Below are 26,840 nucleotides of genomic sequence, written 5' to 3' on the forward strand. Positions count from 1 at the left end.
CTTTTTTATATCAATAAAATGAGAAATATGGGGTAGGAAGGTATTTTTATGGTAAATAAATAACGCTCGGCGCATTTTACTGACAACTATCAAAACACGTCGAGCGGTTATTGATTTTTGACACCTAATAAATTATTCATAAAACACATTCAACATAGGTAGTTTACTGAGCTTATCGTATTCGACTTTAACATACTCAGATTCTATTTTTTTGCCATTTTTTAAAGAGCCTGTCATTGAAATGTCTTTTCCTTTTCGGTAGCACACAACATTGACACGTTCTTGGTTATTCGCATTTATAGCACATTGTGGTTCGTACACAGAACCAGTGAATGTGATTGTCCCTCCTGATGAGTTATTACTTGCATAGGTGAAAGAACAACTTGAAATGATTATAGCAACTACAGATGTGAGTAAAGATAAACGTTTCATAGTCCACCCCCTAAATAACACTGAGAACAGTGTTTTTTTGCCTTCACTTTTAGTGTAGTTCAATTATTAGTAATGCAAACTAAAATTTCTAAATATATTTAGATTTTAGTGTTAGAGTGGTTCAGTTCATTGATAAACATCAAGTTTTATTTTATTTTAATATCATTCGATTGATTGTTAATCATGTTTTTTTCTTGAGTTAATAACAAAGAAGGGAGGTGTGAAATTATCTTTTTATTTAAGTTAAATTTTATTGGTAAATATGTTCTTTGAATTTATTGTTACATTAAATAAATTTAAAATATAAAAGTAACTTTGTTTTCTATTTTTTTTATTAAGGTAATCATTAGTGATGATTTATTTTTGTGGGGATTTAATAAATGGTGAAAATAAAATGCCCTTATAAATAGTTTTATAAGGGCATTTCTTTTAAAAGCTTACTGTTTCATTTTATTTGAAAACTTTGAAACGTACATCGTCGTCCATAAAGGCTTTATCACCAGCTGGTGCATTAATTGAACCAAATACCATTTGAGCACGTAAGACCCAATTAGCAGGCGTGTTCCACGTTTTTTGTACATCGTTATCCACTAATGGATTGTAGTGTTGTAATGACGCGCCGATATTTTCTTGAGACAACGCAGTCCACACAGCGAATTGTGCAATACCACTTGCTTGCTCTGACCAAATTGGGAAGTTATCTGCATATAAAGGGAATTGCTCTTGCAAACCTTTTACAATGTCTTGGTCTTCAAAAAACAGGATAGAACCTGCACCCGCGGCAAAACTGTCAATTTTTTGTTCTGTAGCGGCAAAAGCTTGCTCTGGCACAATTTTACGCAGAGCTTCTTTGGTCATATTCCATAATTTCTTATGTTCAGCGCCAAACAGAATAACCACACGCGAAGTTTGTGAATTAAACGACGATGGTGAATGTTTTACAGCTTCTTTAATTAATTTTGTTACGTGTTCTTCAGATACAGGTAAAGCATCGCCGAGGTTATAAATAGTACGACGATTTTTAATCATTTCGATAAATGCGTTAGACATTTTAGTCTCCTAGATCTTCATTAGCGCACGGCATTTTATAGAATCTATCTTAGAAGCCGCAGTTCGTTTCAATAGTAACTACTATAACGGGGGAACGTTAAAATCATAGAAAAAAATTTTAACCGTAAGGTTCAAAATTTTACACTAAGATTGTTTTTTATAAATAATCAATAAATTCAATGTATTAAATTTATTTTTTTACAGTCTTTAGTTTTTGATGAGTTAAAATAGGGCATTGGGCATCAAATGGGTAGCAAAAAATTGAGGATATAAAGGGGAGAAGGCGTATCAAGCTAAAGGGTCTAGCGGGGGCGTAATCCCGCTAGACAAAAAATGATAACTAGCTTTACTTAATTGAGTTCACTGACATCTTTGGTAATTTCAATTTTGGTTCCACCAAAGTTATCAATGATATATTTTCTGACAGCTTCAGTGTGGTACAACTGTGCTAATTTAGCAAATTTAGGGTCATCTTTATTATCCGCTTTTACGACCAATAAATTAATATTGTTCTTGATAGTGTCATCATTTTGCTCTCTAAATAAAGAATCTTTTAATACATTAAGTCCACCTTCTTGTGCGGCAGTATTACCGATAATGGCAATATCGACATCGGGCAAAGCTCTTGGACCATGCGCATATTTTATTTGTCTAAATACCAAGTTTTTTGGGTTTTCAATAATATCGTTAGTCGACCCAGTCGCTTGATTAAAATCAGGTTTTAGTGTGATTAATTGAGCTTTTTCAAGTAATTTTAGTGCGCGTATATGATTAGCTGCATCATTAGGGATAGCCACAATGGCTTGTTTAGGCAAATCTGCAAGGTTTTTATGTTTTACCGAATAAATACCCATGGGTTCAAAATAAGTGGTGGAGATCGCTACCAATTTATTATCATGGTTTTTATTAAAATCTTTTAAAAAACCCCATGATTGAAATGCGTTGACATCAACGTCCCCATCAATTGTTGCTACATTAAGTGTGATCCCGTCATCAATGATTTTGACATCAATATCTAAATTTGCTTCTTTCGCACTCGGAGATTGCGCAATAAATTTCCATATATCAGCATCACTTCCATGGCTACCAATGATAATTTTTTGCGATGTTTGTTCTTGCTTGTTTGGTTTATCGGTTGAGTTTTCCTCTTGTGAACAAGCGGTTAGAGTAGAAAATGACAAAGCTAATAATAATGCAGATATTTTTTTCATTCGATTATCTCTAATAATTGTTGTTGGTGATATCTAATCAAACAAAAATGGTTTTTTATAAATAATATTTTATTCAGACTCTAAGCTTTTGGTTATATACAGAAAATACACGTAGACTCATTCGAAATTGTTATATCGATATAGTTTTAAATTATTTTTAGCAATATTTATTGTGGTATCTAATCAGATATTAAATATAAACGTGAAAATTCTTCACCATCTAAAAAATAATGTAAAAGGTTGATTAATTATGTCTTTAACACAATTGCCTATTATTGATTTACGTGAACTTGATAATCCTGAAACCAGAGATGATTTTTATAAAAAGCTACGTTTTATCGCTCGTGAAATTGGTTTCTTTTATTTAGTTGGTCATAACATTACACCTGAATCTCGTGAGCAGCTCTTAACCACAACAAAACAATTTTTTGCCTTACCAAAGGCAGAAAAAGAAATGATTTCTATGGAGCATTCACGCCATTTTCGCGGCTACACTGCGTCAACAGAAGAAAGCACTCGAAATCAACCTGATTACCGTGAACAAATTGATATTGGTGAAGAGTTACCCGCACTCGAACTGACAGAAAATGACCCAATTTGGTTTAACTTACATGGACCAAACCAATGGCCTCAGGCTTTACCCGCGCTGAAAGAGCAAGCGCTGGCATGGCAAAGTGATATGCGTGCTATTGCAGTGAAGCTCATCAAAGCATTTTTGGTTGCTTTAGATCTCCCTGAAAATAGTTTTGAGCACATTATTGCTGAACCTGCTCAGCATTTATTGAAGCTGATACACTATCCCGCGAGAGAAGATAATAACGATGGAGAACAAGGTGTTGGCGCGCATAAAGATGCAGGTATTTTAACCTTATTATGGCAAGACAACAGTGGTGGCCTACAAGTCGAAACGGATAATGGCTGGATTGATGTCGCGCCACTGGAAAATGCATTTGTCGTAAATATTGGTGAAGTGTTTGAATTAGCGACTAACGGTTATTTACGGGCTAACGTGCACCAAGTCGTGAGAAAGAAAAACAGTGATTCCCGTTATTCCATCGCTTATTTTATTACGCCGAGTGTTTTTGCTGATGAAGTGCCATTATTAACTTTACCAAGTTATTTAGCACAACAAGCTTTAGGGCCTGATAGCGACCCTCTCAACCCTTTATTTACCAATTTAGGAAAAAATGTGATTAAAGGCCGTTTGCGTTCACATTTAGCAGTAACACGCAGATTTTACCCTGCGGAATATGCGCAAATAATAAATAACAGTAATATTCTATAATAAATATAGTAAATTGATATTTATGAAAGAAAATCAGTTGGAGCTAAGAATGTCAGATCAAAGTTACAAAAAAGACTTAAATGGAAGGGCATTATCGCCTGAAACCTTAATGATGAGTTATGGGTATGACCCGCAGCTTTCAGAAGGGTCGATTAAGCCTCCCGTTTTTCTGACGTCAACGTTTGTATTTAAAACGGCTCAGGAAGGAAAAGATTTCTTTAATTTGGTTAGTGGGCGCACACAAGCGCCTAGTCACCAGAAGCAAGGGCTCGTCTATTCACGATTTAATCACCCCAACAGTGAAATTGTTGAGGACCGATTAGCGTTGTATGAAGGGGCTCAAAGTGCTGCTTTATTTTCATCGGGTATGTCAGCGATTACCACTTGTTTGATGGCGGTGTTACAACCGGGAGATGTATTGCTGCATTCACAGCCGCTCTATGGTGGAACAGAAACTTTGTTTCTCAATACGTTAAAGCGTTTTGGTATTACATCAGTGCCTTTTCAAAATGGCTGTGATTTAAACGCCGTTTTAGACGTGGCAAATAGTATTGAGCAAGGCCAAAAGATTGCAGCTATTTATATTGAAACGCCATCAAACCCGTTAAATACAGTGGTTGATATTGAGTTATTGAGCCAAGCGGCGAAACTAATTGGTCAAAAACAAGGTGGAGAAGCCCCATTATTGATTTGTGACAATACGTTGTTGGGTCCTGTATTTCAAAAACCTCTCGCATTAGGTGCGGATTTAAGTGTGTACTCACTAACTAAATATGTGGGTGGGCATTCGGATCTTGTTGCAGGGGCTGTTGCAGGTAGTCATGAACTGGTGAAAAAAGTCAAAGCGCAACGTAATGCCATCGGAACGCAATTAGACCCGCATTCCAGCTGGATGTTAGGGCGTTCTTTGGAAACGCTGCAATTGCGGATGGAGAGGGCAAATAACAGCGCACAAACGCTGGCTGAATTTTTACATCAGCACCCGAAAGTGAGCAAAGTGCATTTCCCTGCATTTTTTCCGAAAGGCAGTGTTGAATACCAAGTTTATCAGAAACAATGTACTGGTGCAGGTTCAACGTTCTCCATTAATGTTGGAAAAGATGAAGCCGATGCGTTCCGTTTTTTAGATAATCTCGCGATTTTTAAACTAGCAGTGAGCTTGGGGGGAACGGAATCATTGGCAAGCCACCCTGCTTCAACAACACACTCAGGTGTTGCACAAGCGGTACGTGAGAAAATTGGGATTAGTGATAATTTAGTGCGTTTATCTATTGGTATAGAGAATGTAAATGACCTAAAACATGCACTAGAGCTAGCTTTAGACGCCATCTAAGCGGTTAAACATTATGGAGAGGAATAGGTTTACTCCTCTCCATTTTCTTGACTAATTTAGCCGATATTGAGGTGGTAGCTCGCTAAAACCAAGGCCATTGGCTTTTTTCACATTAATCTGTACTGGAATACGCTCTTTCATCGCTTCTACATGACTAATAACGCCAATCATTTTCCCAGAAGCATTCAGGCTTTCAAGAGCATCAAGGGCAATATCTAGCGTTTCGGCATCCAAAGTACCAAACCCTTCATCTAGAAATAGTGACTCTAATTGTGTACGGTTGCTGACCATGTCTGAAAGCGCCAGTGCTAATGCCAAACTAACAAGGAAGCTTTCCCCTCCAGATAACGTTTTGATATCTCTGACAGAATCTGCCTGCCAGCTGTCGATAACTTGTAACTCTAGGTTAGCTTGGTGGCTACGTTGCAATATATAGCGACCATGAAGCTTATCGAGTTGTTGGTTGGCTAACGTCACCAAACAATCAAGCGTTAGGCCTTGTGCATAACGGCGAAATTTATCCCCTTCAGCGGAACCAATGAGTGCATTTAAATAACTCCAATCATCGTAACTGAGTTGGCTTTTTTCTATTTCTTGCAGTAAATCTTGTTGCTGGTGGCGTTGTTGTCTATCGGTATCTAAGCGATTAATAATGCGCCCTTGTTGTTGGTTATATTGTTTAATTTCCTCATCGAGGGTTGTGATAATGTCGTGTAATTGAGCTTCAGAAAGTGACGAGAAGTCTGCAGAACGCTGCTGACTAAGGGCTTCGAGTGCTTGCATGCCTTCTTGGTGGCGGGTCTCACTTTGCAATAGTGTTTGGCTGACTCGTTGCTTTAACGCTTCTAACTGTTGTTTTTCTTCAAGGTTTAACAATGCCTCAAGGAAGGTTTGTTGTGTGCTAAATGGGCTTTTTGCCAGTGCATCATCAAATTGTTCTTGCGCTTGTTGATGTTCTAATTTGGCTTTATTGAGTGTCTTGATAATCTCCTGCAAGCGACCATTAAGAGAGGCAATATTTTTATCAACTTCATTTAGCTGTTGACTAAGTTGTTCTTGAGCTAACGAAAGCGCCTCTTGTTGAGTATTCATCCGCTGGATAAATAGAGGGATAGGTAGCCCTGAAAGTTGCGTTTTGCGCTCCGCATTTTTTTGTTGAAGGACTATATTCGCTTGTTTAAATTGGGTTTCTTCTTTTTCAATTTGCTGATTGAGCTGCTTTAATTGTTCGGACTCTGATTTAAGCGTGGCGCTCGTGACCTCAATTTTTTGGTTTAGAGCCTGCGCGGTGACTTTTTGAGTATTGTAAAACTCACCACGTTGAGTGATATCACTCACCCATTTATCAAAGTTTTTACTTTCTGGTAAGTTCAGATCAAAATGGACTAGAGCTGTTTGAAATTGCTCAGTTTGTTCATTTTTTCGTTGCTGTAACTGAGCCAGTTCTCTCTGCGATTCATCAAATAATTGGGTTTGATATTTTAATCGCTCTTCAACGAGAGAAAGGCCTGCTTGTTGTTGAGATAAATACGTTTGCTGGTCGTGCTGCAACTGCTTAGCTTGCTGATATTCACGTTCTAGTGTTGTGAATTCATGGGTGATTTTTTGTTGTTGTGTCAGTTTAGTGGTTAGCTCATTGATAAATGCAGTCACAGCCTGCTCGTTCAGTGCTAATTCAGGTGTAAGTGCTTGCTCACATATTTTTTTCCAATTATGAACCAAGCTATCTAGGTGAGCTGTGGTTTGTTGCAGTTGTTGTGATTGCTCTTTGTGGCGTAGCTGCTGTGTTTCGCATAGCGTGGCTAACTTAGTTTGTTGTTGCTTAAGGTGGTCAAGCTGCTCAGTTAAGTGAATGAGTTGCTGTTGTGTTTCGCTCAGGTGAATGGATTGGTATGTTTGTACCGCTGGATGTTCTGTAGAGCCACATAGTGGGCACGGTTTTCCTGAAACGAGTTGCTGACGTTCTTGCTCTAAACTGACAATTTTCTGTTCTAATTGGTACTTTTCATTGGTTAGTTTGATGCGAGGTGCCAACTCATTGATTTGAGACTCAATCAGTTCGCGTTCTTTTTGTGTTTGGCTGCTCTGTTGCTGTAAATCAGTATGTTGCTGACTGTGTTGCTGTAATTGGGCTTGCGCACTAAGGTACTGTGACAACATTAACGGCAATAATTTGGCATGCTGCAAACGCGTTTGCAGTTGCTCAATCTGTTGATTAACTGCGTAAATATCATATTTCTCTTGCTCGGCTTTGTATTGCTGTTCTTGTTTTTTAAACGTGAGCGTGTGTTTTTCTAAGGTGGATGTAGTTTGTGTTAATTCTTCTGTGCGTTTTTGTTTATCTGCTTGCAGTTGTTCAATTTCGTTTGAGAGTTTCTTTTGTTTCTGTAACAAGGTATTGAGCTGATCTTCTAATTCAAAAAGAAAACGTCCTTGCTGTTTCCAACTGCCTATTTGAGCGCTGATATCTGCATCTTTTTGTTTTTCATTTAGAAATATGTTCAACTCGTTAAGTTGATGAGTTGCTTGTTGTATCTGGCCTTGTGTCTCATTTATCCACTGTTGTTTTTGTTCAAAAGTTACCTGCTTTTCAGCTATTTGTTGTTTTAATTCATGTTGCTGCTGCGTTAACTGCAAAATTTGGTTATCGAGAGGACGAACTGTTTCATCAATCATTTGGTTTTGTTGTTTTACAAAATCAATATGTTTGCGATATTCATCCTGAGATTGAATAAGTGTGGCTTGTAGCGGCGTTCGTTCGGCCTGTTGTTTTTTCAGATTGAGTTGTAACTGCTGTTGTTGTTCTGTGTATTCAGTGAGTTGCCTCTGTAGGCTTTCAATATTTTGCCAAAGAGGACGTAGCGACTCCGCAGGTTCGCCATTCGACAGTTTCTTTAGTTGTGGTTGCGCCGTTTGGTATTCAAGTTGGGCATTTTTTAGTTGATTATCAAGTGATTGTAATCTCACCGTGAGCTGGTTGTGCTGCTGCCACCAATTGAGTTCCTGTTGATGTTGTGCACGCTTTCGCTTTATTTCAGTTTCGTGTTTCAGTAATGTATTTTGCTGTTCTAGCAGCTCTTGGTGTTCTGATTCCGTAAGTAAATTAATACTCTGTGCTCTGGCTTTTAAGAGATCTAAATCCGTTTTTGCCTGTTTGTGTTGGTTAAAAATATATTTGGAGATTTGGCTATAGATTTCTGTGCCTGTAATTTCTTCAAGCAGGTCTGCACGCTCTTTTTCTGAGGCATTTAAGAAAGCCGCAAAATCCCCTTGTGATAACAAAATTGATTTTGTAAAACGACCGAAATCTAACCCTGTAATTTTAGCAATTTGGTCGCGAATTTCAGAGACCTTAACAGTAATGATTTTACCATCAGCGACTTGGGCAAGTTCCGCTTTCGGTGGTTGCAAGTTGCCATCGGGTTTATTCCCTGCGCGGCGTTGGCTCCAAAATGCGCGATAAGCCGTACCTTTGACTTCAAATTCCACTTCAGCAAGGCAGTCCCCGGTGTGGCGGGTCATCAGCTCGTTTTGGCTTGCGGAAATTGAATCTAACCGTGGCGTCCGATGATATAGCGCTAAGCAAATGGCATCCAATAGGGTGGTTTTCCCCGCGCCTGTTGCGCCTGTGATAGCAAATAGCCCCTGACTGGCAAACGGCTCTTGCGTAAAGTCGATTTTCCATTCACCTTTGAGAGAATTAATATTTTTGAGACGTAAGCTTAAGATTTTCATATCAATTACCCTTGCTCTTGGCGTAATGCGTCGTAGGATTGTTGGAAAAGTTGGGTTAGACGCTGTTCACGTTCAGGGTCTTCTAGCGTTTCTTCGCTAAGGCGGCGTAAGAAAACCTCTTCTACTGTAAGTTCATTCAGGGTTTCATTGGCCAACGCAAGGTTTTGTCCTTGTTTTTGCTTTCTCGCACGGCGCAGTAACACGACTTCAACGGGAAGGTTTTGTGTGAGTGTTTCGATGCGTTGTTGAATATCAGCGAGATAATCTTGAGAAGCTACCTCAATATCCAACCAAACTGCATTTTCGCCTTGGTAGTCTTGCCATACACTAAGTTGTTGTTCTATTTCTTTTAATGAGCCTTTAATCGTCTGTAAGGGCTGAAAAATAGGGATCGCTAACGGGGTGATTTCGGTTAATTCACTGCCTGTGAATTCAACTAAACAGACACTTTTTTGTTGGGCAGTTTCATCAAAACTGAGGGCAATAGGGGATCCGCAATAGCGAATATGTTGTTTTCCGCCAATCACTTGAGGGCGATGAATATGGCCAAGAGCAATATAATCTGCAGGGGGGAAGGCCCCTGAAGGGAAGGCTTCTAATGTGCCAATATAAATATCACGCACGGAATCAGTTAATTCTGCACCAATGACAGTCAAATGCCCCGTGGCAATAATTGGAATATCCACGTCGAGCATTGCGCGTTGTTCGAGGGCAAATTGGTAGCTGGCGAGGTAATGGTCATGAATAGCGGTTTGTAGCGAAAGCTGTTTTTCTTCAATACTTTGCCCTGCAACGCTCAATTGAATATCCCGAGGGCGTAAAAAAGGAATGGCACACACGAGGCCGATGGGTTGCGATTGTTTATTGTGTAGAGTGATAACATTCGGTTCACTGCCAGAGGTGACCACTTGGGTATTGAGGTAGCTTAATAATGCGCTTGATTCATTCAGAACGGAGACGGAATCGTGGTTGCCGCTCAAAATGACCAACTGGCAACCTGTTTTTTGCAAATCCACAATAAATTTATTATATAACTCGCGGGCATAGCTCGGTGGTGAGCCCGTATCAAAAATATCCCCTGCTACGATAACGGCATCAACGTGATGAATTTCGACTTGGTTTACTAACCAATCTAAAAAGTGTTGGTGCTCAGGCGCACGGCTTTTGGTAAAAAAGTATTGGCCAAGATGCCAGTCAGAGGTGTGAATAATGCGCATGAGCCATCCGTTCCTGTCTTTGATAAAGGGCATAAATTACTGCTATCCAGTATACCTGATCCTATCAAAACCTCGTGTTTTTCTCGTGTTATGGCGGAATTATTTCACTTAGATGACATTTACCCGCTAATATAAGGAGAAATATTTGATTTGCGAATAGACATTCATAATTCTGTCATAAAAGTGACGCATAATGCGTTCACATTAACAATGTCTTCTTATTTACAGGAACAATCATGGCAAGACGCATTCTAGTGGTTGAAGATGAAGCGCCCATCCGAGAAATGGTTTGTTTTGTATTAGAACAGAATGGTTTTCAGCCAATTGAAGCTGATGATTATGACAGCGCAATTGCACAGCTAGTTGATCCTCTCCCTGATTTGGTTTTATTGGATTGGATGATCCCTGGTGGTTCAGGTCTCCAAGTGATTAAACATATGAAGCGCGATAGCGCGACGCGTGATGTTCCCGTGATGATGTTAACAGCACGCGGAGAAGAAGAAGATCGTGTGAAAGGGCTTGAAGTCGGCGCTGATGATTATTTGATTAAGCCGTTTTCCCCGAAAGAGTTAATTGCTCGCGTTAAAGCTATCCTCCGTCGGATCTCTCCGATGTCGACAGAAGATATCATCGAAATGAATGGGTTAACGTTAGACCCAACCTCCCACCGAGTGACAAGTAATGACACCCCGATTGATATGGGGCCAACGGAATATAAGCTTCTGCATTTCTTTATGACGCACCCTGAGCGTGTATACAGCCGTGAGCAGCTCTTGAATTATGTGTGGGGTGCGAACGTTTATGTCGAAGATAGAACGGTGGATGTGCACATTCGGCGTTTAAGAAAAGCGCTAGAAACTGAAGGTCATGATAAAATGGTGCAAACAGTACGCGGTACGGGTTACCGTTTCTCTGTTCGTTATTAACGACAAACTAGGGAGAGACATGCGTGCTTGAACGCTTATCGATTAAACAGCTGGTTTGGGGGCTGTTTTTATTTATCTTACCCGCGCTCATTTTGTCCGTTTTTATCGGACACTTGTCTTGGCTGTTAGTGATTTCATTATTAGCAGCGCTTGTGTGGCATGGCTATAACTTACTGAAGCTCTCTTATTGGCTTTGGCTGGATAAAAGTATGTTACCACCTGAAGGGCGAGGGGGCTGGGAGCCGATATTTTACGGTATTTACCAGATGCAGCAGCGTAACCGTAAACGCCGCCGCGAATTAGGGCAATTGATTAAACGTTTTCGTAGTGGCGCTGAGTCTTTACCCGACGCTGTTGTGATGATGACCACTGAGGGCAATATTTTTTGGTGTAATCGCCACGCTCAGGCTTTGTTAGGTTTTCGCTGGCCAGAAGATAATGGCCAACATATTTTTAATTTATTACGCTACCCGGACTTTAGTCGTTATTTTTCAATCAAAAGCTACGACCAAGCATTAACCATTGAGCTTAATAGTGGGGAAATTGTTGAGTTCCGTATCTTGCCTTATACCGAAGGGCAGCTACTGATGGTGGCACGAGATGTCACTGAAAAACGTCGGTTGGAGAAAGCGCGTAGGGATTTTTTTGCTAACGTTAGCCACGAATTGCGCACACCACTTACCGTTATTCAGGGATATCTTGAGGTGATGGATGACCAGGAAGGTATGCCAGCTGTCAATAAAAAAGCGCTGAATGTGATGCAAGAGCAAGCCCATAGAATGGATAATTTGGTTAAACAGCTTTTGCAGTTATCCCGTATTGAAATAGCCCCGCAAATCAACCTTGATGAGCAGGTAAACATTCCTGTTATCCTCAAAATGATAGAGCAAGAAGCGTTAAGTTTAAGCCAAGGCCGCCAGAAATTTGAGTTTAATATCGATGAATCACTGCGAGTACATGGCAATGAGGAGCAACTGCGCAGTGCTGTGGCGAACTTAGTGTATAACGCTATTAACCATACGCCTGAAGGCACCATAATTTGTGTGGATTGGCGCAAAACCAGTCTTGGCGCTCAATTTAGTGTGAAGGATAACGGGCCAGGGATCCCGTCAGAGCATCTTCCTCGTTTGACAGAGCGTTTTTACCGTGTGGATAAAGCGCGTTCACGTCAAGGTGGTGGTGGAACAGGGCTTGGGTTGGCTATTGTGAAACATGCTGTTCAGCACCATAGCAGCCAGCTAGTGGTCACTAGCCAAGTCGGTAAAGGGAGTGAGTTCTCATTTACTTTACCGCCAGTGCTAATCGTTGATGATAAAAAATTAAAAAAATCCTAAATGATTCCACTTTGTTAATATAATCAAATTATTAATAAAGTGGATCCTACTTGTTTATCTATTAATTAATTCTGTTAATACATTATTTTTTTATATTATCCTGCCAATTAATGGTTTTGATATTATATATCCTACCAGTTAGTAAAAAAAATGAATGACAAAATGATGAGTTGATTATTTTTCGAGCAAATCATATAACGAGTATTGTGATTTTACTGAAAGGAATCACTGGTTCTGAAAATTAGTTTAGTTATTTCCTCTTGTTTTCGGGTTTGCTATTGCCTTTTTGCCCTATAAAAGTTCTACTTGTTGTCAGTTATTGGCGATTTTTTCTGTTTTTTGATTTTTCGTTTTGTCATAGGCAAGCAGGCATACTTTTTATATTGTTAATAGTATGTTTATCAGAATTCTATCTCGCTATATATATTTCAAAGGGTTGCTAAGTGCATACCCGTAATTTTTTATTTTCGCTACTAAAAATTAACATAATATGGCTCATCGTTTATCATCAAGAGATATCATCGCATTAGGTTTTATGACCTTTGCGTTATTTGTCGGGGCAGGCAATATTATTTTCCCTCCGATGGTTGGCTTACAGGCAGGGGAACAAGTTTGGACCGCCGCACTTGGCTTTTTAGTCACGGGTGTGGGTCTACCTGTATTAACCGTTATTGCATTGGCGAAAGTTGGGGGGGGAATTGAAGCCCTGAGTACGCCAGTGGGGAAAACAGCGGGTTTACTGCTAGCGGTAGTCGCTTATTTATCTGTCGGCCCGTTATTCGCCACACCAAGAACTGCAACAGTATCGTATAAAGTCGGGATCGCACCATTATTTGGCGGCGAATCTGATATGTTACTGTTTATCTATAGCGCGGTGTATTTTGTGCTAGTGATTGGTATTTCGCTGTATCCAGGGAAACTACTGGATAGCGTAGGGCACATTTTGGCGCCTGTTAAAATGCTGGCATTGGCTATTTTGGGTGTTGCAGCGGTGATGTGGCCCGCGGGCGATCCAATTCCGTCAACGGTAGACTACCGTGATATGGCCTTCTCAAATGGCTTTATTAACGGTTACCTCACTATGGATACCCTCGGGGCGATGGTGTTTGGTATTGTTATCGTAAATGCGGCGCGTTCAAGGGGTATCGAAAACTCATCATTACTCACTCGCTACACCATGTGGGCAGGCTTAATTGCAGGGGTACTGTTGACGCTGGTGTATTTATCCTTGTTCAAACTGGGTGAAAACAGTGGCTCGCTAATCCCAAATCCAGAAGATGGTGCGGATATCCTACACACTTATGTGCAATACACGTTTGGTGGCTACGGTAGCTTCTTCCTTGCGGTATTGATTTTTGTGGCTTGTATGGTGACTGCGGTTGGCTTGACCTGTGCTTGTGCGGAGTTTTTTAGCCGCTACGTGCCAATTTCTTACCGTAAGCTTGTGTTGATCTTAGGTATTTTCTCTATGGTCATCTCAAACTTAGGTTTAAGTAAGTTAATTGCCTTTTCACTACCTGTACTGGTTTCAATTTACCCTCCTTGTATTGTTTTGATCTTACTGAGCTTTACATTGAAATGGTGGAAAAATCCAACGGTGGTGATAGCCCCAACGATGCTGGTAAGCTTTGTGGTCGGTTTAATTGGTGCGGTGAAAGCGTCCGAACATTTGAAAGTCTATATCCCAGAGTGGATGACAGCGATGCCATTGTATAAACAGGATTTAGTTTGGGTATTACCTACGCTTGTCGTCTTGGTTGTCGCGATTGTTTGTGACAAAGTGGTGTCACCAGCAGTGCAGCATAAACAAGTTTAATTATCTGAATTATCGAATAAAAGGGAGCCGATTGGCTCCCTTTTTCTTTTTGAGTGTACTCAAAACTGAAATGTATTTATCAAATAAGTATCCAATCTTTCTTGTTGAAATTGGTACTCCGTACGAATAAAGTGGTGTGTATGCGCAAGGAGGTGCAGATGAACTACTTAGAGCTTATTGAAACGACAGTATTTAGTCGTGAGCGAAAGTTATTAATGGATGATGATGAGTTTCAATTATTTCAGACATTTTTGTTAGAAAACTATGAATATGGTGACACGATAAGTCGCACTGGCGGATGTAAAAAAATACGTTGGAGCCTATTAAATAAAGGCAAACGTAGTGGTGTTAGGGTGATTTATTATACAAGAGCAATCAGTGGTAGACTGTATCTGCTTCTGATTTACGCTAAAAATGGAAAGGATGATTTAAAAGAGCAAGAAAAAACTGTCTTAAGGTCTATTATTCAAAAGCTTGCTTAATTTGAGACTAAATGGAATTAAACCTTTCTATCATGGGAAGAACGGTATGGAAAAAAAACTTTTTGATGACTTAGTGAGTAGTTTGGAAGAAATGGTCGCCATTGAAAATGGCGAACTGATTCCAGATAGCGAAAATGTTCATCGTCTCGAATTACCAGATGTCAAAGCGATTCGCAAACATGTTGGAATGAAGCAACAAGAGTTTGCTGAGGCGATTGGCTCAAGTGTGGATTTAGTCCGTAGTTGGGAGCAAAAGCGTAGATTCCCATCGGGCATGGCACTCAAAATTTTATTTCTTATTGAAAAGAAACCCTGCATTATCGATGAGTTAAGGGATATTCGGATTTAACCAAGCCCATGATAGTACAGGGCTTGGTTTTATTACGCTGAATTAATTCACGCCGACGGCGCTACCCGCTGGTCGGCGAACATCATTAGAGCCGTAAATAAAGCCTTCGCGGACTTTGCCAGAAACAGCGGAGTCATTACCCGATGACTTAGCACTGACGCCAGCACCATCAGGGATAGCAACCATGATTAGCTCAGCGGCACCCCAAGGTGTTTGCTCAACCATCTTATAGCCCATCTTATCGAGGAGGGCTAAGCTATCTTTCGACACACCACGCTCTTCGTAATACACCTCATCAGGTAGCCATTGATGGTGAATACGCGGTGCATTGACAGCTTCTTGTGGTGGCATACCGTGGTCAATGATATTCAAAGCAGTTTGCAGGGTGATAGAAATAATCCGTGAGCCTCCCGGTGAGCCAAGCACTAAGAATACTTTGCCATCTTTGGTGACAATAGTTGGGCTCATTGATGAAAGTGGGCGTTTACCCGGCGCGATAGAATTTCGTTCACCTTGTACTAAGCCATAAAGGTTTTTCTCTCCAACTTTTGTCGTGAAATCGTCCATTTCATCATTAAGGAAGAACCCTGTTCCTGGCGGGATAACCACGGAGCCAAATCGACCGTTGATTGTGTAAGTGGTTGAAACGGCATTTCCTTTTTCATCAACAACCGAGTAATGGGTTGTTTCTGGCTTTTCATGAGGCCCCATCCCTGGCTGAACTTGCGTTGACGGTGTCGCTTGGTTTGGCTTGATTTCTTTGCGCAGCTCTTCGGCGTAGGCTTTGCTTAACAATTTTTCGGTTGGGTTATCCACAAACTCAGGGTCGCCAAGAAACGTATTTCGGTCCATATAGGCGTGGCGCATGGCTTCAGTCAGGGTATGAACATACTCAGCAGAATTAAAACCCATCTCTTTAAGGTCATAACCCTCTAAAATATTTAAGGTTTGGCAGATAGTTACGCCACCAGAGCTTGGTGGTGGTGCAGAAATGAATTGATAGCCTCTATAAGTGCAGCTAACTGGTGCTGTATCAGTAATAGTAAAATCAGCAAAATCTTTGGCTGTTAGTATGCCTCCATTCTTCTTTGAGGCTTCCTCGACCGCTTTTGGTATTTCACCTTCATAGAAAGCAGATGGCCCATTTTTAGCAATTTTTTCAAGGGTATTGGCTAAATCGGTTTGTACCAATAAGTCACCGGGCTGGAAAGCACTACCATCAGGCTTTAAGAATATGCGCGCAACTTCAGGGTCTTGTTTAAAGCGCTCGGTGGTTGTATCCAGCACATCGGTATCTGCACGGGTTAGGGTGAAGCCTTCTCTGGCAAGTTTAATTGCAGGCTCCATCACTTGTTGTCGGCTCATTGTACCGTATTTTTCTAATGCATAATCAAGGCCTTTGACGGTACCTGGTACACCAGATGCGAGGTAGCCATACAGGCTGGCGTCTTTGATTAACTTGCCGTCTTTATCAAGATACATGTCTGCACTTGCTGCGGCAGGGGCGGTTTCTCTAAAATTGATGAATAGGTCTTTACCATCAGCCAAGTGAATGGTCATAAAGCCACCACCGCCAATATTGCCACAACATGGGTTTACAACCGCTTGGGCATAGCCAACTGCCACTGCGGCATCCACTGCGTTACCACCAGATTTCAGGATATCAGCCCCGATTTGTGAGGCTAAATGTTGTGATGAAACAACCATGCCTTTTTGGGCTTCAACGGCGGGTTCTGATGCAGCAAAGAGCTGACTTGAAAATAATAAGGAAACTAATAAAGCAGCAGGGCGTAATGATGTTCTGATCATTCGTATCTCCCAGTTAAGGTAAGGTTTGATGTAACACAAATCAATATTATGAATAATTTGTTAATTATTTGTGTTTTTAATGTATAGCATACAATAGTGCAGAACGTTGAATATTTGAGTTAAGAAGTGTTAACTGGGTAGGGTTATTTATCAATAAGTAGGATTTAAATATGGATAGGAAAAGGGCTCAAAAAGAGCCCGTGAAGTATATTATTTCTTATTAAACAATGCCATGTGTACCCAACCATTATTGGTTAAAATGAGAGGGCTTTGCTGTGCACGTTCAGCATGTGTTTGTGCTGATTTAATTTGAGGATAAGCCGCAATCACTTTTTCATTTTTTGCCCATGCAGCAACATCCTCCAGTTTTTGCGTGTAGTTGGCGATAGAAATCTGCTGTCCACCGCGCTCAGCTGGCTCAGTAAAATTAGTGACTTCGTTCACGACGAGCTTACCTGTGCAGAAACTGCCACGGCCTGAAGATTGGGCTTGCTTCTCGTTATAAAATTTTTGCCCTTCACTGGTCAACGTATATTCGACGCCATCCCCCACTTGCTCACCACTCCACATATCTTTCACTGTGACTTGTTTTTCGCTTTTTGCCAGTAAACCTGCATTCACTAAAGTATCCAGTTGCTCAATATTACGGTAGCTGAATTTGGTGATAAAGCCTGCTGGCATAGGCTCTACATTGATACAAATCGCTTTCTTAGTATCGAGGTAATCTTGGATAGACTTTTTGAAGTTACTTTCTGATGCGGTTTGGCTGTTATCACATCCAGCAAGTAATGCACTGATGAGGGCGATTGAGGTGATGAGTTTTAATTTCATTTTCCGATACCTAACTTTGTTATTTATTTGTAATTAAATGATTCTAATTGTAACGGTAATATAAATAAGGAAAGGTTTATAGTCAGAGATAAATGATAAGGGGGATTTTGGGGTTGTTTGAGATGTTTCTTAGGGCGATATTATGAAAAGAAAAAGCGGGCAATTAGCCCGCTTTCGAAAAACTGAATCGATTGATTACAGTTTTGCAGAGTTTTTGGTCAGGTAGTCAGCAACGCCTTTTGGAGAAGCATTCATACCTTCTTTTCCTTTTTCCCACTGAGCTGGGCAAACATCACCGTGCTCTTCGTGGAATTGCAGTGCGTCAACCATACGCAGCATTTCGTCAATGTTACGGCCTAATGGCAGGTCGTTAACCACTTGGTGACGAACAACACCGTTTTTGTCAACGAGGAAAGAACCACGCAGGGCAACGCCTGCTTCTGGGTGTTCAATGCCGTAAGCTTTCATGATTTCGCGTTTGATATCAGCAACCATCGGGTATTTAACTTCACCGATACCGCCGTTATCTACTGGGGTTTTACGCCATGCGTTATGAACAAACTCAGAGTCAAAAGAAACACCAACAATTTCAACACCGCGTTTTTTGAATTCTTCATAGCGGTGGTCAAATGCGATCAGCTCTGAAGGACAAACGAAAGTAAAGTCCATTGGCCAGAAGAAGATCACAGCTGGACGGCCGTTCAGGTGGGTTTTCAGGTTGAAGTTTTCAACGATTTCACCGTTACCTAAAACAGCAGCAGCAGTAAAGTCAGGGGCTTGACGTGTTACCAGAACCATAATTTACTCCTATGAGTTTGATTTTTGTCCGAGAGATTTTACAAAAACTATATATTTTCGGACATAGACTTCCAAAAGGATAAAAAATTATCTTTTGATAATAAAGACATTTAAACCAATTATTGTGATAGGTTTTAACTATCAATTGTACTGGTTTAATAAATTAATATCAATAAGATAGTTTTATTCTGCCAAAGTGCAAGCATTAATTTATTCCTTTGCCTGTATTGTGACATCTTGTACAAAAATTTGTTGCAGTGCACTCGCCATCATTTGTGGGTAAAATTGAAAGAAAATATTTTCAAGTTCACTATACTGCAATAAAAAATCATCAAATGAACCACTGAGCGCACTCAGTTTAGGCCTTCTTTTCGCCATCCCATTCAGGGATTTACCGATATAGCTTTTGTCTGCGTAACGAATTAACCATTGTTGCGGCCAGAGATACTCATTTAGCTCCTGAAATTTTTCAGGGGTATGACAAAGCTGAGGTTCGATAATATTTCGACAATAATGCACAAATTCAGGTAATGAAGTGGCTGGCTCAATTGTCGACCAATGCAAAGACAAAAAATGATCCCACACTAAATCCAATGTGATCGGCGCAACACGCCGATATTCCTCACGAAACAGCCACTTGGCTTCTTTGACCAAAGGATGCGTGTCAGTAACACGATCGACGGCACGGTGCATCATAATGCCAGAGACAATTTCGGACGAGTAAAGTCCCGCAGGGTTGCCGCGAACGTAGTCAGCCATTGTGTTGCCGAGCAGGGAGCTGTCAGCGAGGTGGGCTAGGTGGAGGTGTGCTAGGTAATTCATTCCCTTATAGTATACCTGATGCCTTTCAAATTATAGCTGTGTTAGCGGCACAAACCGACCCTAGTCACATACTTATGTATGCTCCTAGGGATCAATTTGCTTGCTGCCTTGCTCTAATTCGAAATTCATGAGGTATAAATATTGAGATAAAAACCAAAGTCTTTAAGTCTTTCAAATTATCACTGTGTTAGCGGCACAAACCGACCCTAGTCACATACTTATGTATGCTCCTAGGGATCAATTTGCTTGCTGCCTTGCTCTAATTCGAAATTCATGAGGTATAAATATTGAGATAAAAACCAAAGTCTTTAAGTCTTTCAAATTATCGCACTGTGTTAGCGGCACAAACCGACCCTAGTCACATACTTATGTATGCTCCTAGGGATCAATTTGCTTGCTGCCTTGCTCTAATTCGAAATTCATGAGGTATAAATATTGAGATAAAAACCAAAGTCTTTAAGTCTTTCAAATTATCGCTGTGTTAGCGGTACAAACTGACCCTAGTCACATAATTGTGTATGCTCCTAGGGATCAATTTGCTTGCTGCCTTGCTCTAATTCGAAATTCATGAGGTATAAATATTGAGATAAAAACCAAAGTCTTTAAGTCTTTCAAATTATCACTGTGTTAGCGGCACAAACCGACCCTAGTCACATACTTATGTATGCTCCTAGGGATCAATTTGCTTGCTGCCTTGCTCTAATTCGAAATTCATGAGGTATAAATATTGAGATAAAAATCAAAGTCTTTAAGTCTTTCAAATTATCGCTGTGTTAGCGGTACAAACTGACCCTAGTCACATAATTGTGTATGCTCCTAGGGATCAATTTGCTTGCTGCCTACCTGTGATTTGAAATCCATAGGATATTATTTAGTACTTAGCTAAATAATGAAAAATGATAGAAATAAAGTTGTCATGAAAGCGGAATAAAATTGAAATAATTCATCCATCGAATGGATAAATAGCGTACAGAATTTTTTGCTAACAAAATATTTGTTAAATAATGGTGGTTTTTTGTGCGATTTTGCGCTTATTTCTTGCGCCAAAGGCGGTGCGGCACTAGACTAGTCGCCTGTTTTTTTAGATTGATGTCAATACAATGCGTGTTTCTGATTTTACTTTTGAATTACCTGAAGAACTGATTGCCCACTACCCACAGGCTGAGCGTAGCGCTTGCCGCTTATTAAGTCTAGATGGCGGATCGGGGCAGCTAACGCATGGTGTTTTTACGGATGTTCTAGAAAAATTGGAGAAAGGGGATTTACTGGTATTCAACAATACTCGCGTGATCCCTGCAAGGTTGTTTGGTCGTAAAGTCAGCGGCGGTAAAATTGAAGTTCTCATTGAACGCATGTTGGACGAGCACCGTGTATTAGCACATGTTCGTGCTTCGAAAGCACCGAAAGAAGGTGCCGAGCTACTATTGGGTGAAGATGAAAGCGTAAAAGCGACGATGGTGGCGCGTCATGGAGCCTTATTTGAGTTGCGTTTTGATGATGAACGGGATGTGTTGAGCATTTTGAACCAAATTGGTCATATGCCGTTGCCTCCTTACATCGACCGTCCTGATGAAGAAGCGGACAAAGAGCTTTATCAAACCGTGTATAGCAAAAAACCAGGGGCTGTCGCAGCACCAACGGCAGGTTTACACTTTGATGAGCCTTTGCTTGAAGCTTTGCGTCAAAAAGGTATCGAAATGGCGTTTGTTACTTTACATGTTGGTGCGGGGACGTTCCAACCTGTTCGTGTTGATACCATTGAAGACCACATCATGCACTCAGAATATGCGGAAGTGCCACAAGATGTGGTTGATGCGGTATTGGCATGTAAAGCACGTGGTAACCGTGTTATTGCTGTGGGAACAACGTCAGTTCGCTCACTGGAAAGCGCGGCAAAAGCCAGCCAAGATGCCTTAATTGCTCCATTTTTTGATGATACCCAAATTTTTATTTATCCAGGTTATGAATATCAGGTGATTGATGCACTCATCACTAATTTTCATCTGCCAGAGTCGACATTAATCATGTTGGTTTCTGCATTTGCTGGATATAAAAACACAATGAATGCGTACAAAGAAGCGGTTGCTGAACAATACCGTTTCTTTAGCTATGGTGATGCGATGTTTATCACCCCCAATGCGGATGCTAAATTCGAAAAAATTGGTGAATAATCAGTGATAAGCGGTGGCATCGGCTGCTTGCTTAGCAAATTAATACTATCAATAACATCAGACTGTTTTTCTGATGTTTGGAGGCAAACGTGAAATATGAATTACAAACGACTGATGGCAATGCACGCCGCGGCCGTTTAGTGTTTGAGCGCGGAGTGGTTGAAACCCCTGCATTTATGCCAGTGGGTACCTACGGCACTGTAAAAGGTATGACCCCAGAAGAAGTGAAAGAGACGGGCGCTCAAATCCTGCTAGGTAATACTTTCCACTTATGGCTACGACCTGGGCAAGAAATCATGAAGTTGCATGGTGACCTCCATGACTTTATGCAATGGCAAGGCCCGATTTTAACGGATTCTGGTGGTTTCCAAGTTTTTAGTCTTGGCGCGATGCGTAAAATTAAAGAAGAAGGCGTACACTTCCGTAATCCAATTAATGGTGAGAAAGTTTTCTTAAGCCCTGAAAAATCGATGGAAATTCAGTACGACCTCGGTTCAGATATCGTGATGATATTTGACGAATGTACGCCATATCCAGCAGATTGGGATTATGCAAAGACCTCAATGGAAATGTCACTACGCTGGGCTGCACGTAGCCGCCAACGTTTTGACGAGTTAAACAATAAAAATGCCCTGTTTGGTATCATCCAAGGTAGTGTTTACGAAGATTTACGTGATATTTCGGTTAAGGGGCTGGTGGAAATTGGCTTTGATGGTTACGCTGTAGGCGGCCTTGCCGTTGGCGAACCGAAAGAAGATATGCACCGTATTTTAGAGCATGTTTGCCCACAAATTCCGGCAGAAAAACCGCGTTATTTAATGGGTGTCGGCAAACCGGAAGATTTAGTGGAAGGTGTTCGTCGTGGTATCGACATGTTCGACTGTGTGATGCCAACACGAAATGCACGAAACGGGCATTTATTTGTCACGAATGGCGTGGTAAAAATCCGTAATGCGAAGTATAAATCTGACACATCAACGCTCGATGCAGATTGTGACTGCTATACTTGTCGTCATTACAGTCGTGCTTACTTGCATCATCTTGATAGATGTAATGAAATTCTTGGCGCAAGGCTCAATACCATCCATAATTTACGTTATTATCAACGTTTAATGGCGGGTATCCGCCAAGCCATTGAAGACGGTAATTTCGAAGAGTTTGCGAAAGATTTCTATCAAAAGATTGGAAAAGCTGAACCTTCGTTAAATATCGAATGAATTTAAGTGCGAAATCACGCTAACCTGTGTAGCATAGTTAGCTTGGTTTATTCGTTAGACTTCGAATATAAACGCACTGAATTAGTTAGAGTCTGTACTTAAAATTGCTTTCAATAAAACAATGAGGAAAGTTGAATGAGTTTTTTTATTTCTGAAGCAGCGGCATCAGCAGGTGCACCAGCGCAGGGTAGCCCATACACCATGGTTATCATGCTTGTTGTTTTTGCGCTGATCTTCTATTTCATGATTTTGCGTCCACAGCAAAAACGTGCGAAAGAACACCGTAAATTGATGGAATCTATCACGAAAGGTGATGAAGTTTTAACAACTGGCGGTTTAATCGGACGTGTGACTAAAGTGTCTGAAACAGGTTATGTTGTTCTTGAACTGAGTGAGAACACAGAAGTAACCATCAAACGTGATTTCGTTGCTGCTGTTTTACCTAAAGGCACAATGAAAGCAATTTAATTCTGATTTTCCCGAAGGGAACTGCCGTGCTAAACCGTTATCCTTTGTGGAAGTATCTGATGTTGATCGTTGCGATCCTCATCGGTCTGCTTTATGCGCTTCCAAACCTATATGGTGAGGATCCGGCTGTTCAGATCACTGGCGTGCGGGGAACCGCCGCCAATGAACAAACGCTGGTCCAAGTCCAAAAATCGTTACAAGATGACAACATTGAGAGTAAGTCTATCTCTCTGGAAAATGGGGCAATTTTAGCCCGTTTCAACAACTCTGATGTTCAGTTACGTGCTCGTGAAGTCATCATGAATGCACTGGGTGACCAGTATGTTGTTGCATTAAACCTTGCACCTGCGACGCCTAAGTGGCTCGAAGCTGTCGGCGGTGAGCCGATGAAGCTGGGTCTTGACCTGCGTGGTGGGGTTCACTTCCTGATGGAAGTTGATATGGACACTGCATTAGGTAAGTTGCAGGAACAAAACATGGATGGTTTGCGTAATGACCTGCGTCAAGAAGGCATTGCGTACTCTTCTATTCGTAAAGGCAATGATTACAGCGTTGAAGTTCGCTTCCGTAATGCTGACGATCGTAGCCAAGCAGAAAAAGCATTAGCACGTAAATACCCAGACCTCGTGTTTAATGATGGCAGCGACAACACGATGATCGCTGTGATGACCGACGAGCGCTTACGTGAAGCTCGTAACTATGCTGTTTCTCAAAACATTACTATCATCCGTAACCGTGTAAACCAATTAGGTGTTGCTGAGCCTTTAGTTCAACGCCAAGGTGCAGACCGCATTGTGGTTGAGTTGCCGGGTATTCAAGATACAGCACGCGCTAAAGAAATCTTAGGCGCAACCGCGACATTAGAATTCCGCCTTGTCAATACCAGTGTGGATTCATCCGCTGCAGAAAGTGGCCGTGTACCAGGTGACTCTGAAGTTAAATATGACCGTGAAGGGGCGCCATATGTCCTGTATAAACGTGTTATTTTAACGGGTGACCATATCACTGACTCCACCTCTGAAGCCGATGAAAACGGCGCACCGCAAGTGAGCATCAGCCTTGATAGTTCGGGTGGTTCTATCATGTCTGACTTTACGCGTGATAACCAAGACAAGCTAATGGCAACGCTGTTTGTTGAATATAAAGACAGCGGTAAAAAAGATGCGACTGGCCGTTCAATCTTGGTGAAAGACGAGAAAGTTATCAATGCTGCACGTATTTCTGCACGTTTTGGTAGCAAATTCCGTATTACTGGTATCAATAATGGTAATGAGGCACGTCAGCTTTCATTATTATTACGAGCAGGTGCGTTGATTGCGCCAATTCAGATCGTTGAAGAACGTACTATCGGTCCAACGCTGGGTATGCAAAATATCGAGCAAGGCCTGAAGGCATGTATCGCAGGTTTGTTAGCGTCTATCTTGTTTATGATTATCTACTATCGTAAATTTGGTTTGATTGCGAGCAGCGCGCTGTTAGCGAACTTGGTATTAATTGTGGGAGTGATGTCGTTGTTACCAGGTGCAACACTTACCATGCCAGGTATTGCGGGTATCGTATTAACCCTTGCGGTTGCAGTCGATGCCAACGTACTGATCAACGAACGTATTAAAGAAGAGCTTAAAAACGGGCGATCCGTTCAGCAAGCGATTCATGAAGGTTATAAAGGTGCCTTCTCAAGTATTATCGATGCAAACTTAACGACATTGATCACCGCTATCATTCTATATGCAGTGGGTACGGGGTCGATTAAAGGCTTTGCAATTACGACAGCGATTGGTGTCGCAACCTCTATGTTTACAGCGATTGTAGGTACACGTGCGATTGTGAACCTGCTATATGGCGGTAAACGTATTAACAAGCTGTCAATTTAAGGAGCACGTTGTGGCACAGGATTATACTGTTGAACAATTGAACTATGGCCGTAAAGTCTATGACTTTATGCGCTGGGACAACGTTGCTTTCACGATTTCAGCTCTGTTATTGGTTGCATCAGTTGTCATTATCGGCCTAAAAGGGTTTAACTGGGGTCTGGATTTCACAGGGGGGACGGTTATTGAGATTAACCTAAGCCAACCTGCTGATTTGGATAAAATTCGCGATAGCTTGTCTAACTCGAACCATAAAGACCCATTGATTCAAAACTTTGGTAGCAGCCGTGACATCATGATCCGTATCCCGCCAATTGAAGGCACTGCGGGTCAAGAAGTTGGTAAAGAGATTATTACGATTATCAACCAAAACGTTGATGATAAAGCCACTGTAAAACGAATCGAATTCGTGGGGCCGAGTGTCGGTGCAGAGCTAGCGCAAACAGGGGCATTAGCTCTGTTAACTGCGCTTATCTGTATTTTGATTTATGTCGGTTTCCGTTTCGAATGGCGTTTGGCAGCGGGTGCGGTATTGTCTCTTGCCCATGACGTGGTGATTACCTTGGGTATTCTGTCTCTGTTCCATATTGAGATAGATATGACCATCGTAGCATCATTGATGTCGGTTATTGGTTACTCGCTGAACGACAGTATCGTTGTTTCCGACCGTATCCGTGAAAACTTCCGCAAAATTCGTCGTGGTACACCGTACGAAATCATGAACGTCTCTTTGACGCAAACATTGAGCCGTACCATCATGACATCAGCCACCACGTTATTAGTGGTTCTGATGCTGTACCTGTTCGGCGGCGCGATGCTGGAAGGCTTCTCACTGGTTATGTTAATCGGTGTAACTATCGGTACTATCTCATCTATTTACGTGGCTTCTGCATTAGCACTGAAAATGGGGATGAGACGCGAACACTTGATGCAAGTAAAAGTCGAAAAAGAAGGCGCAGACCAAGAGTCATTATTGCCTTAGTTTTTAAAAACGATAAATAACTAAGCCAATTAGTACTCAAAATAGTTTGTGTTGTGAGTAGGCAGCAAGCGAGCGATATCCAGGAACATAGTAAACTATGTGACTAGGGTATCGGAGTGCAGCTAACACCCTCACAACACGAAATATGAAGAGTTACAAACACCTTGTAAGTTACCTTACAAGGTGTTTTTTCTTGCATAGTAGGGTAAACTATCCCTCCGTAAATAGGACTCAGGAAACGCTATGCATTGCCCATTTTGCTCAGCTGTAGATACGAAAGTCATCGACTCGCGTCTGGTTGGTGAAGGTGCTCAAGTCCGTAGACGCCGCCAATGTTTGCTTTGTCATGAACGTTTCACCACGTTTGAAGTGGCAGAACTTGTCATGCCCCGAGTCATTAAAAGTGATGAAGTGCGTGAGCCGTTTGATGAAGAAAAACTCAATCGCGGTATGCAAAAAGCGTTGGAAAAACGCCCTGTTAGCTCTGATGATATTGAGCAAGCCATTATTTCCATTAAGTCCCAACTCCGTGCGACAGGGGAACGTGAAGTTCCGTCGAAATTAATTGGTAGCTTGGTAATGGATGAGCTGAAAAAGCTCGATAAAGTGGCGTATATCCGTTTTGCCTCGGTTTATCGTAGTTTTGAAGATGTGCGTGAGTTTGGCGAAGAAATCGCGAAATTACAGGACTAGCGCCAATG

Annotated in this window: 22 protein-coding genes; 13 read left to right on the top strand and 9 right to left on the bottom strand. The window is 41.3% G+C overall.

Features of this window, described 5'->3' with window-relative positions; genetic code table 11:
- Positions 1–132 precede the first annotated feature (132 nt).
- From KDJ85_RS14515 to KDJ85_RS14525, 3 genes are all read right to left on the bottom strand, one after another.
- Positions 133–432 (bottom strand): hypothetical protein, encoded by a 300-nt coding sequence (locus tag KDJ85_RS14515; RefSeq protein ID WP_225820276.1) that lies wholly within the window; start codon positions 430–432, stop codon positions 133–135.
- A 450-nt stretch (positions 433–882) separates the two neighbouring features.
- Complete coding sequence (locus KDJ85_RS14520; RefSeq protein WP_225820277.1) at positions 883–1,482, bottom strand: nitroreductase family protein; 600 nt, start codon at positions 1,480–1,482, stop codon at positions 883–885.
- A gap of 350 nt (positions 1,483–1,832) precedes the next feature.
- A complete protein-coding gene (locus KDJ85_RS14525; RefSeq protein WP_225820278.1) occupies positions 1,833–2,693 on the bottom strand; it encodes a MetQ/NlpA family ABC transporter substrate-binding protein in 861 nt (286 codons plus the stop codon).
- A gap of 250 nt (positions 2,694–2,943) precedes the next feature.
- Here KDJ85_RS14525 and KDJ85_RS14530 point away from each other — a divergent pair, with 250 nt between their 5' ends.
- Positions 2,944–3,978, top strand: a complete 1,035-nt coding sequence (locus KDJ85_RS14530) for an isopenicillin N synthase family dioxygenase (protein ID WP_225820279.1) — start codon at positions 2,944–2,946, stop codon at positions 3,976–3,978.
- Positions 3,979–4,027: 49 nt separating this feature from the next.
- A complete protein-coding gene (locus tag KDJ85_RS14535) occupies positions 4,028–5,311 on the top strand; it encodes a cystathionine gamma-synthase family protein (RefSeq protein WP_225820280.1) in 1,284 nt (427 codons plus the stop codon).
- A 51-nt stretch (positions 5,312–5,362) separates the two neighbouring features.
- On the opposite strand, the gene KDJ85_RS14540 is transcribed toward KDJ85_RS14535, so the two are convergent.
- Both KDJ85_RS14540 and sbcD read right to left on the bottom strand, forming a co-directional pair.
- A complete protein-coding gene (locus KDJ85_RS14540) occupies positions 5,363–9,046 on the bottom strand; it encodes an AAA family ATPase (RefSeq protein ID WP_225820281.1) in 3,684 nt (1,227 codons plus the stop codon).
- A 5-nt stretch (positions 9,047–9,051) separates the two neighbouring features.
- A complete protein-coding gene (sbcD, locus tag KDJ85_RS14545; RefSeq protein WP_225820282.1) occupies positions 9,052–10,263 on the bottom strand; it encodes an exonuclease subunit SbcD in 1,212 nt (403 codons plus the stop codon).
- Positions 10,264–10,499: 236 nt separating this feature from the next.
- Between sbcD and phoB the strand changes: the two genes are divergently transcribed.
- The 5 genes from phoB (at position 10,500) to nadS (ending at position 15,170) form a co-directional block, all read left to right on the top strand.
- On the top strand, positions 10,500–11,189 hold the full coding sequence (phoB, locus tag KDJ85_RS14550; RefSeq protein WP_206084557.1) for a phosphate regulon transcriptional regulator PhoB: 690 nt from the start codon (positions 10,500–10,502) through the stop codon (positions 11,187–11,189).
- 23 nt (positions 11,190–11,212) lie between these two features.
- Entirely contained in the window at positions 11,213–12,523 is a 1,311-nt protein-coding gene (phoR, locus tag KDJ85_RS14555) for a phosphate regulon sensor histidine kinase PhoR (protein WP_225820283.1), read from the top strand.
- A gap of 490 nt (positions 12,524–13,013) precedes the next feature.
- Positions 13,014–14,339: a branched-chain amino acid transport system II carrier protein gene (gene brnQ / locus KDJ85_RS14560; RefSeq protein ID WP_225820284.1), complete on the top strand. Its 1,326-nt coding sequence runs from the start codon at positions 13,014–13,016 to the stop codon at positions 14,337–14,339.
- Positions 14,340–14,497: 158 nt separating this feature from the next.
- Entirely contained in the window at positions 14,498–14,821 is a 324-nt protein-coding gene (locus tag KDJ85_RS14565) for a type II toxin-antitoxin system RelE/ParE family toxin (RefSeq protein ID WP_225820285.1), read from the top strand.
- A gap of 46 nt (positions 14,822–14,867) precedes the next feature.
- A complete protein-coding gene (gene nadS / locus KDJ85_RS14570; RefSeq protein ID WP_225820286.1) occupies positions 14,868–15,170 on the top strand; it encodes a NadS family protein in 303 nt (100 codons plus the stop codon).
- Positions 15,171–15,212: 42 nt separating this feature from the next.
- Here nadS and ggt read toward each other — a convergent pair whose 3' ends face one another.
- The 4 genes from ggt to KDJ85_RS14590 form a co-directional block, all read right to left on the bottom strand.
- Positions 15,213–16,979, bottom strand: coding sequence for a gamma-glutamyltransferase (gene ggt, locus KDJ85_RS14575; RefSeq protein WP_225820287.1), 1,767 nt, complete (start codon positions 16,977–16,979; stop codon positions 15,213–15,215).
- Between the two features lie 210 nt (positions 16,980–17,189).
- Entirely contained in the window at positions 17,190–17,810 is a 621-nt protein-coding gene (locus KDJ85_RS14580; RefSeq protein ID WP_225820288.1) for a hypothetical protein, read from the bottom strand.
- Between the two features lie 195 nt (positions 17,811–18,005).
- The gene (locus KDJ85_RS14585) at positions 18,006–18,608 is read right to left on the bottom strand and encodes a peroxiredoxin C (protein WP_219245721.1); all 603 of its coding nucleotides are present in this window, start codon (positions 18,606–18,608) and stop codon (positions 18,006–18,008) included.
- A 210-nt stretch (positions 18,609–18,818) separates the two neighbouring features.
- On the bottom strand, positions 18,819–19,430 hold the full coding sequence (locus tag KDJ85_RS14590) for an acyl carrier protein phosphodiesterase (RefSeq protein WP_225820289.1): 612 nt from the start codon (positions 19,428–19,430) through the stop codon (positions 18,819–18,821).
- A 1,100-nt stretch (positions 19,431–20,530) separates the two neighbouring features.
- Between KDJ85_RS14590 and queA the strand changes: the two genes are divergently transcribed.
- The 6 genes from queA (at position 20,531) to nrdR (ending at position 26,832) form a co-directional block, all read left to right on the top strand.
- The gene (queA, locus tag KDJ85_RS14595) at positions 20,531–21,601 is read left to right on the top strand and encodes a tRNA preQ1(34) S-adenosylmethionine ribosyltransferase-isomerase QueA (RefSeq protein ID WP_225820290.1); all 1,071 of its coding nucleotides are present in this window, start codon (positions 20,531–20,533) and stop codon (positions 21,599–21,601) included.
- Positions 21,602–21,690: 89 nt separating this feature from the next.
- A complete protein-coding gene (gene tgt, locus KDJ85_RS14600) occupies positions 21,691–22,818 on the top strand; it encodes a tRNA guanosine(34) transglycosylase Tgt (RefSeq protein ID WP_225820291.1) in 1,128 nt (375 codons plus the stop codon).
- Positions 22,819–22,953: 135 nt separating this feature from the next.
- On the top strand, positions 22,954–23,286 hold the full coding sequence (yajC, locus tag KDJ85_RS14605) for a preprotein translocase subunit YajC (RefSeq protein ID WP_004905542.1): 333 nt from the start codon (positions 22,954–22,956) through the stop codon (positions 23,284–23,286).
- A 26-nt stretch (positions 23,287–23,312) separates the two neighbouring features.
- A complete protein-coding gene (secD, locus tag KDJ85_RS14610; RefSeq protein WP_225820292.1) occupies positions 23,313–25,160 on the top strand; it encodes a protein translocase subunit SecD in 1,848 nt (615 codons plus the stop codon).
- A gap of 10 nt (positions 25,161–25,170) precedes the next feature.
- Positions 25,171–26,139 carry a protein translocase subunit SecF gene (gene secF, locus KDJ85_RS14615; protein ID WP_225820293.1) on the top strand — a complete coding sequence of 323 codons (969 nt, stop codon included), beginning with the start codon at positions 25,171–25,173 and terminating at the stop codon, positions 26,137–26,139.
- A 243-nt stretch (positions 26,140–26,382) separates the two neighbouring features.
- Positions 26,383–26,832 (top strand): transcriptional regulator NrdR, encoded by a 450-nt coding sequence (nrdR, locus tag KDJ85_RS14620; protein WP_206084569.1) that lies wholly within the window; start codon positions 26,383–26,385, stop codon positions 26,830–26,832.
- Positions 26,833–26,840 lie beyond the last annotated feature (8 nt).

Source organism: Providencia vermicola (assembly GCF_020381325.1).
In the GTDB taxonomy this organism is placed as follows: domain Bacteria; phylum Pseudomonadota; class Gammaproteobacteria; order Enterobacterales; family Enterobacteriaceae; genus Providencia; species Providencia vermicola.

Coding starts and splice junctions, on each gene's coding strand:
- KDJ85_RS14520 (WP_225820277.1), bottom strand. CDS start 1,482: ATGTCTAACGCATTTATCGAAATGATTAAAAATCGTCGTACTATTTAT.
- KDJ85_RS14580 (WP_225820288.1), bottom strand. CDS start 17,810: ATGAAATTAAAACTCATCACCTCAATCGCCCTCATCAGTGCATTACTT.
- KDJ85_RS14530 (WP_225820279.1), top strand. CDS start 2,944: ATGTCTTTAACACAATTGCCTATTATTGATTTACGTGAACTTGATAAT.
- nadS (WP_225820286.1), top strand. CDS start 14,868: ATGGAAAAAAAACTTTTTGATGACTTAGTGAGTAGTTTGGAAGAAATG.
- KDJ85_RS14585 (WP_219245721.1), bottom strand. CDS start 18,608: ATGGTTCTGGTAACACGTCAAGCCCCTGACTTTACTGCTGCTGCTGTT.
- KDJ85_RS14565 (WP_225820285.1), top strand. CDS start 14,498: ATGAACTACTTAGAGCTTATTGAAACGACAGTATTTAGTCGTGAGCGA.
- brnQ (WP_225820284.1), top strand. CDS start 13,014: ATGGCTCATCGTTTATCATCAAGAGATATCATCGCATTAGGTTTTATG.
- ggt (WP_225820287.1), bottom strand. CDS start 16,979: ATGATCAGAACATCATTACGCCCTGCTGCTTTATTAGTTTCCTTATTA.
- yajC (WP_004905542.1), top strand. CDS start 22,954: ATGAGTTTTTTTATTTCTGAAGCAGCGGCATCAGCAGGTGCACCAGCG.
- queA (WP_225820290.1), top strand. CDS start 20,531: ATGCGTGTTTCTGATTTTACTTTTGAATTACCTGAAGAACTGATTGCC.
- KDJ85_RS14540 (WP_225820281.1), bottom strand. CDS start 9,046: ATGAAAATCTTAAGCTTACGTCTCAAAAATATTAATTCTCTCAAAGGT.
- phoB (WP_206084557.1), top strand. CDS start 10,500: ATGGCAAGACGCATTCTAGTGGTTGAAGATGAAGCGCCCATCCGAGAA.
- sbcD (WP_225820282.1), bottom strand. CDS start 10,263: ATGCGCATTATTCACACCTCTGACTGGCATCTTGGCCAATACTTTTTT.
- KDJ85_RS14515 (WP_225820276.1), bottom strand. CDS start 432: ATGAAACGTTTATCTTTACTCACATCTGTAGTTGCTATAATCATTTCA.
- KDJ85_RS14525 (WP_225820278.1), bottom strand. CDS start 2,693: ATGAAAAAAATATCTGCATTATTATTAGCTTTGTCATTTTCTACTCTA.
- KDJ85_RS14590 (WP_225820289.1), bottom strand. CDS start 19,430: ATGAATTACCTAGCACACCTCCACCTAGCCCACCTCGCTGACAGCTCC.
- KDJ85_RS14535 (WP_225820280.1), top strand. CDS start 4,028: ATGTCAGATCAAAGTTACAAAAAAGACTTAAATGGAAGGGCATTATCG.
- nrdR (WP_206084569.1), top strand. CDS start 26,383: ATGCATTGCCCATTTTGCTCAGCTGTAGATACGAAAGTCATCGACTCG.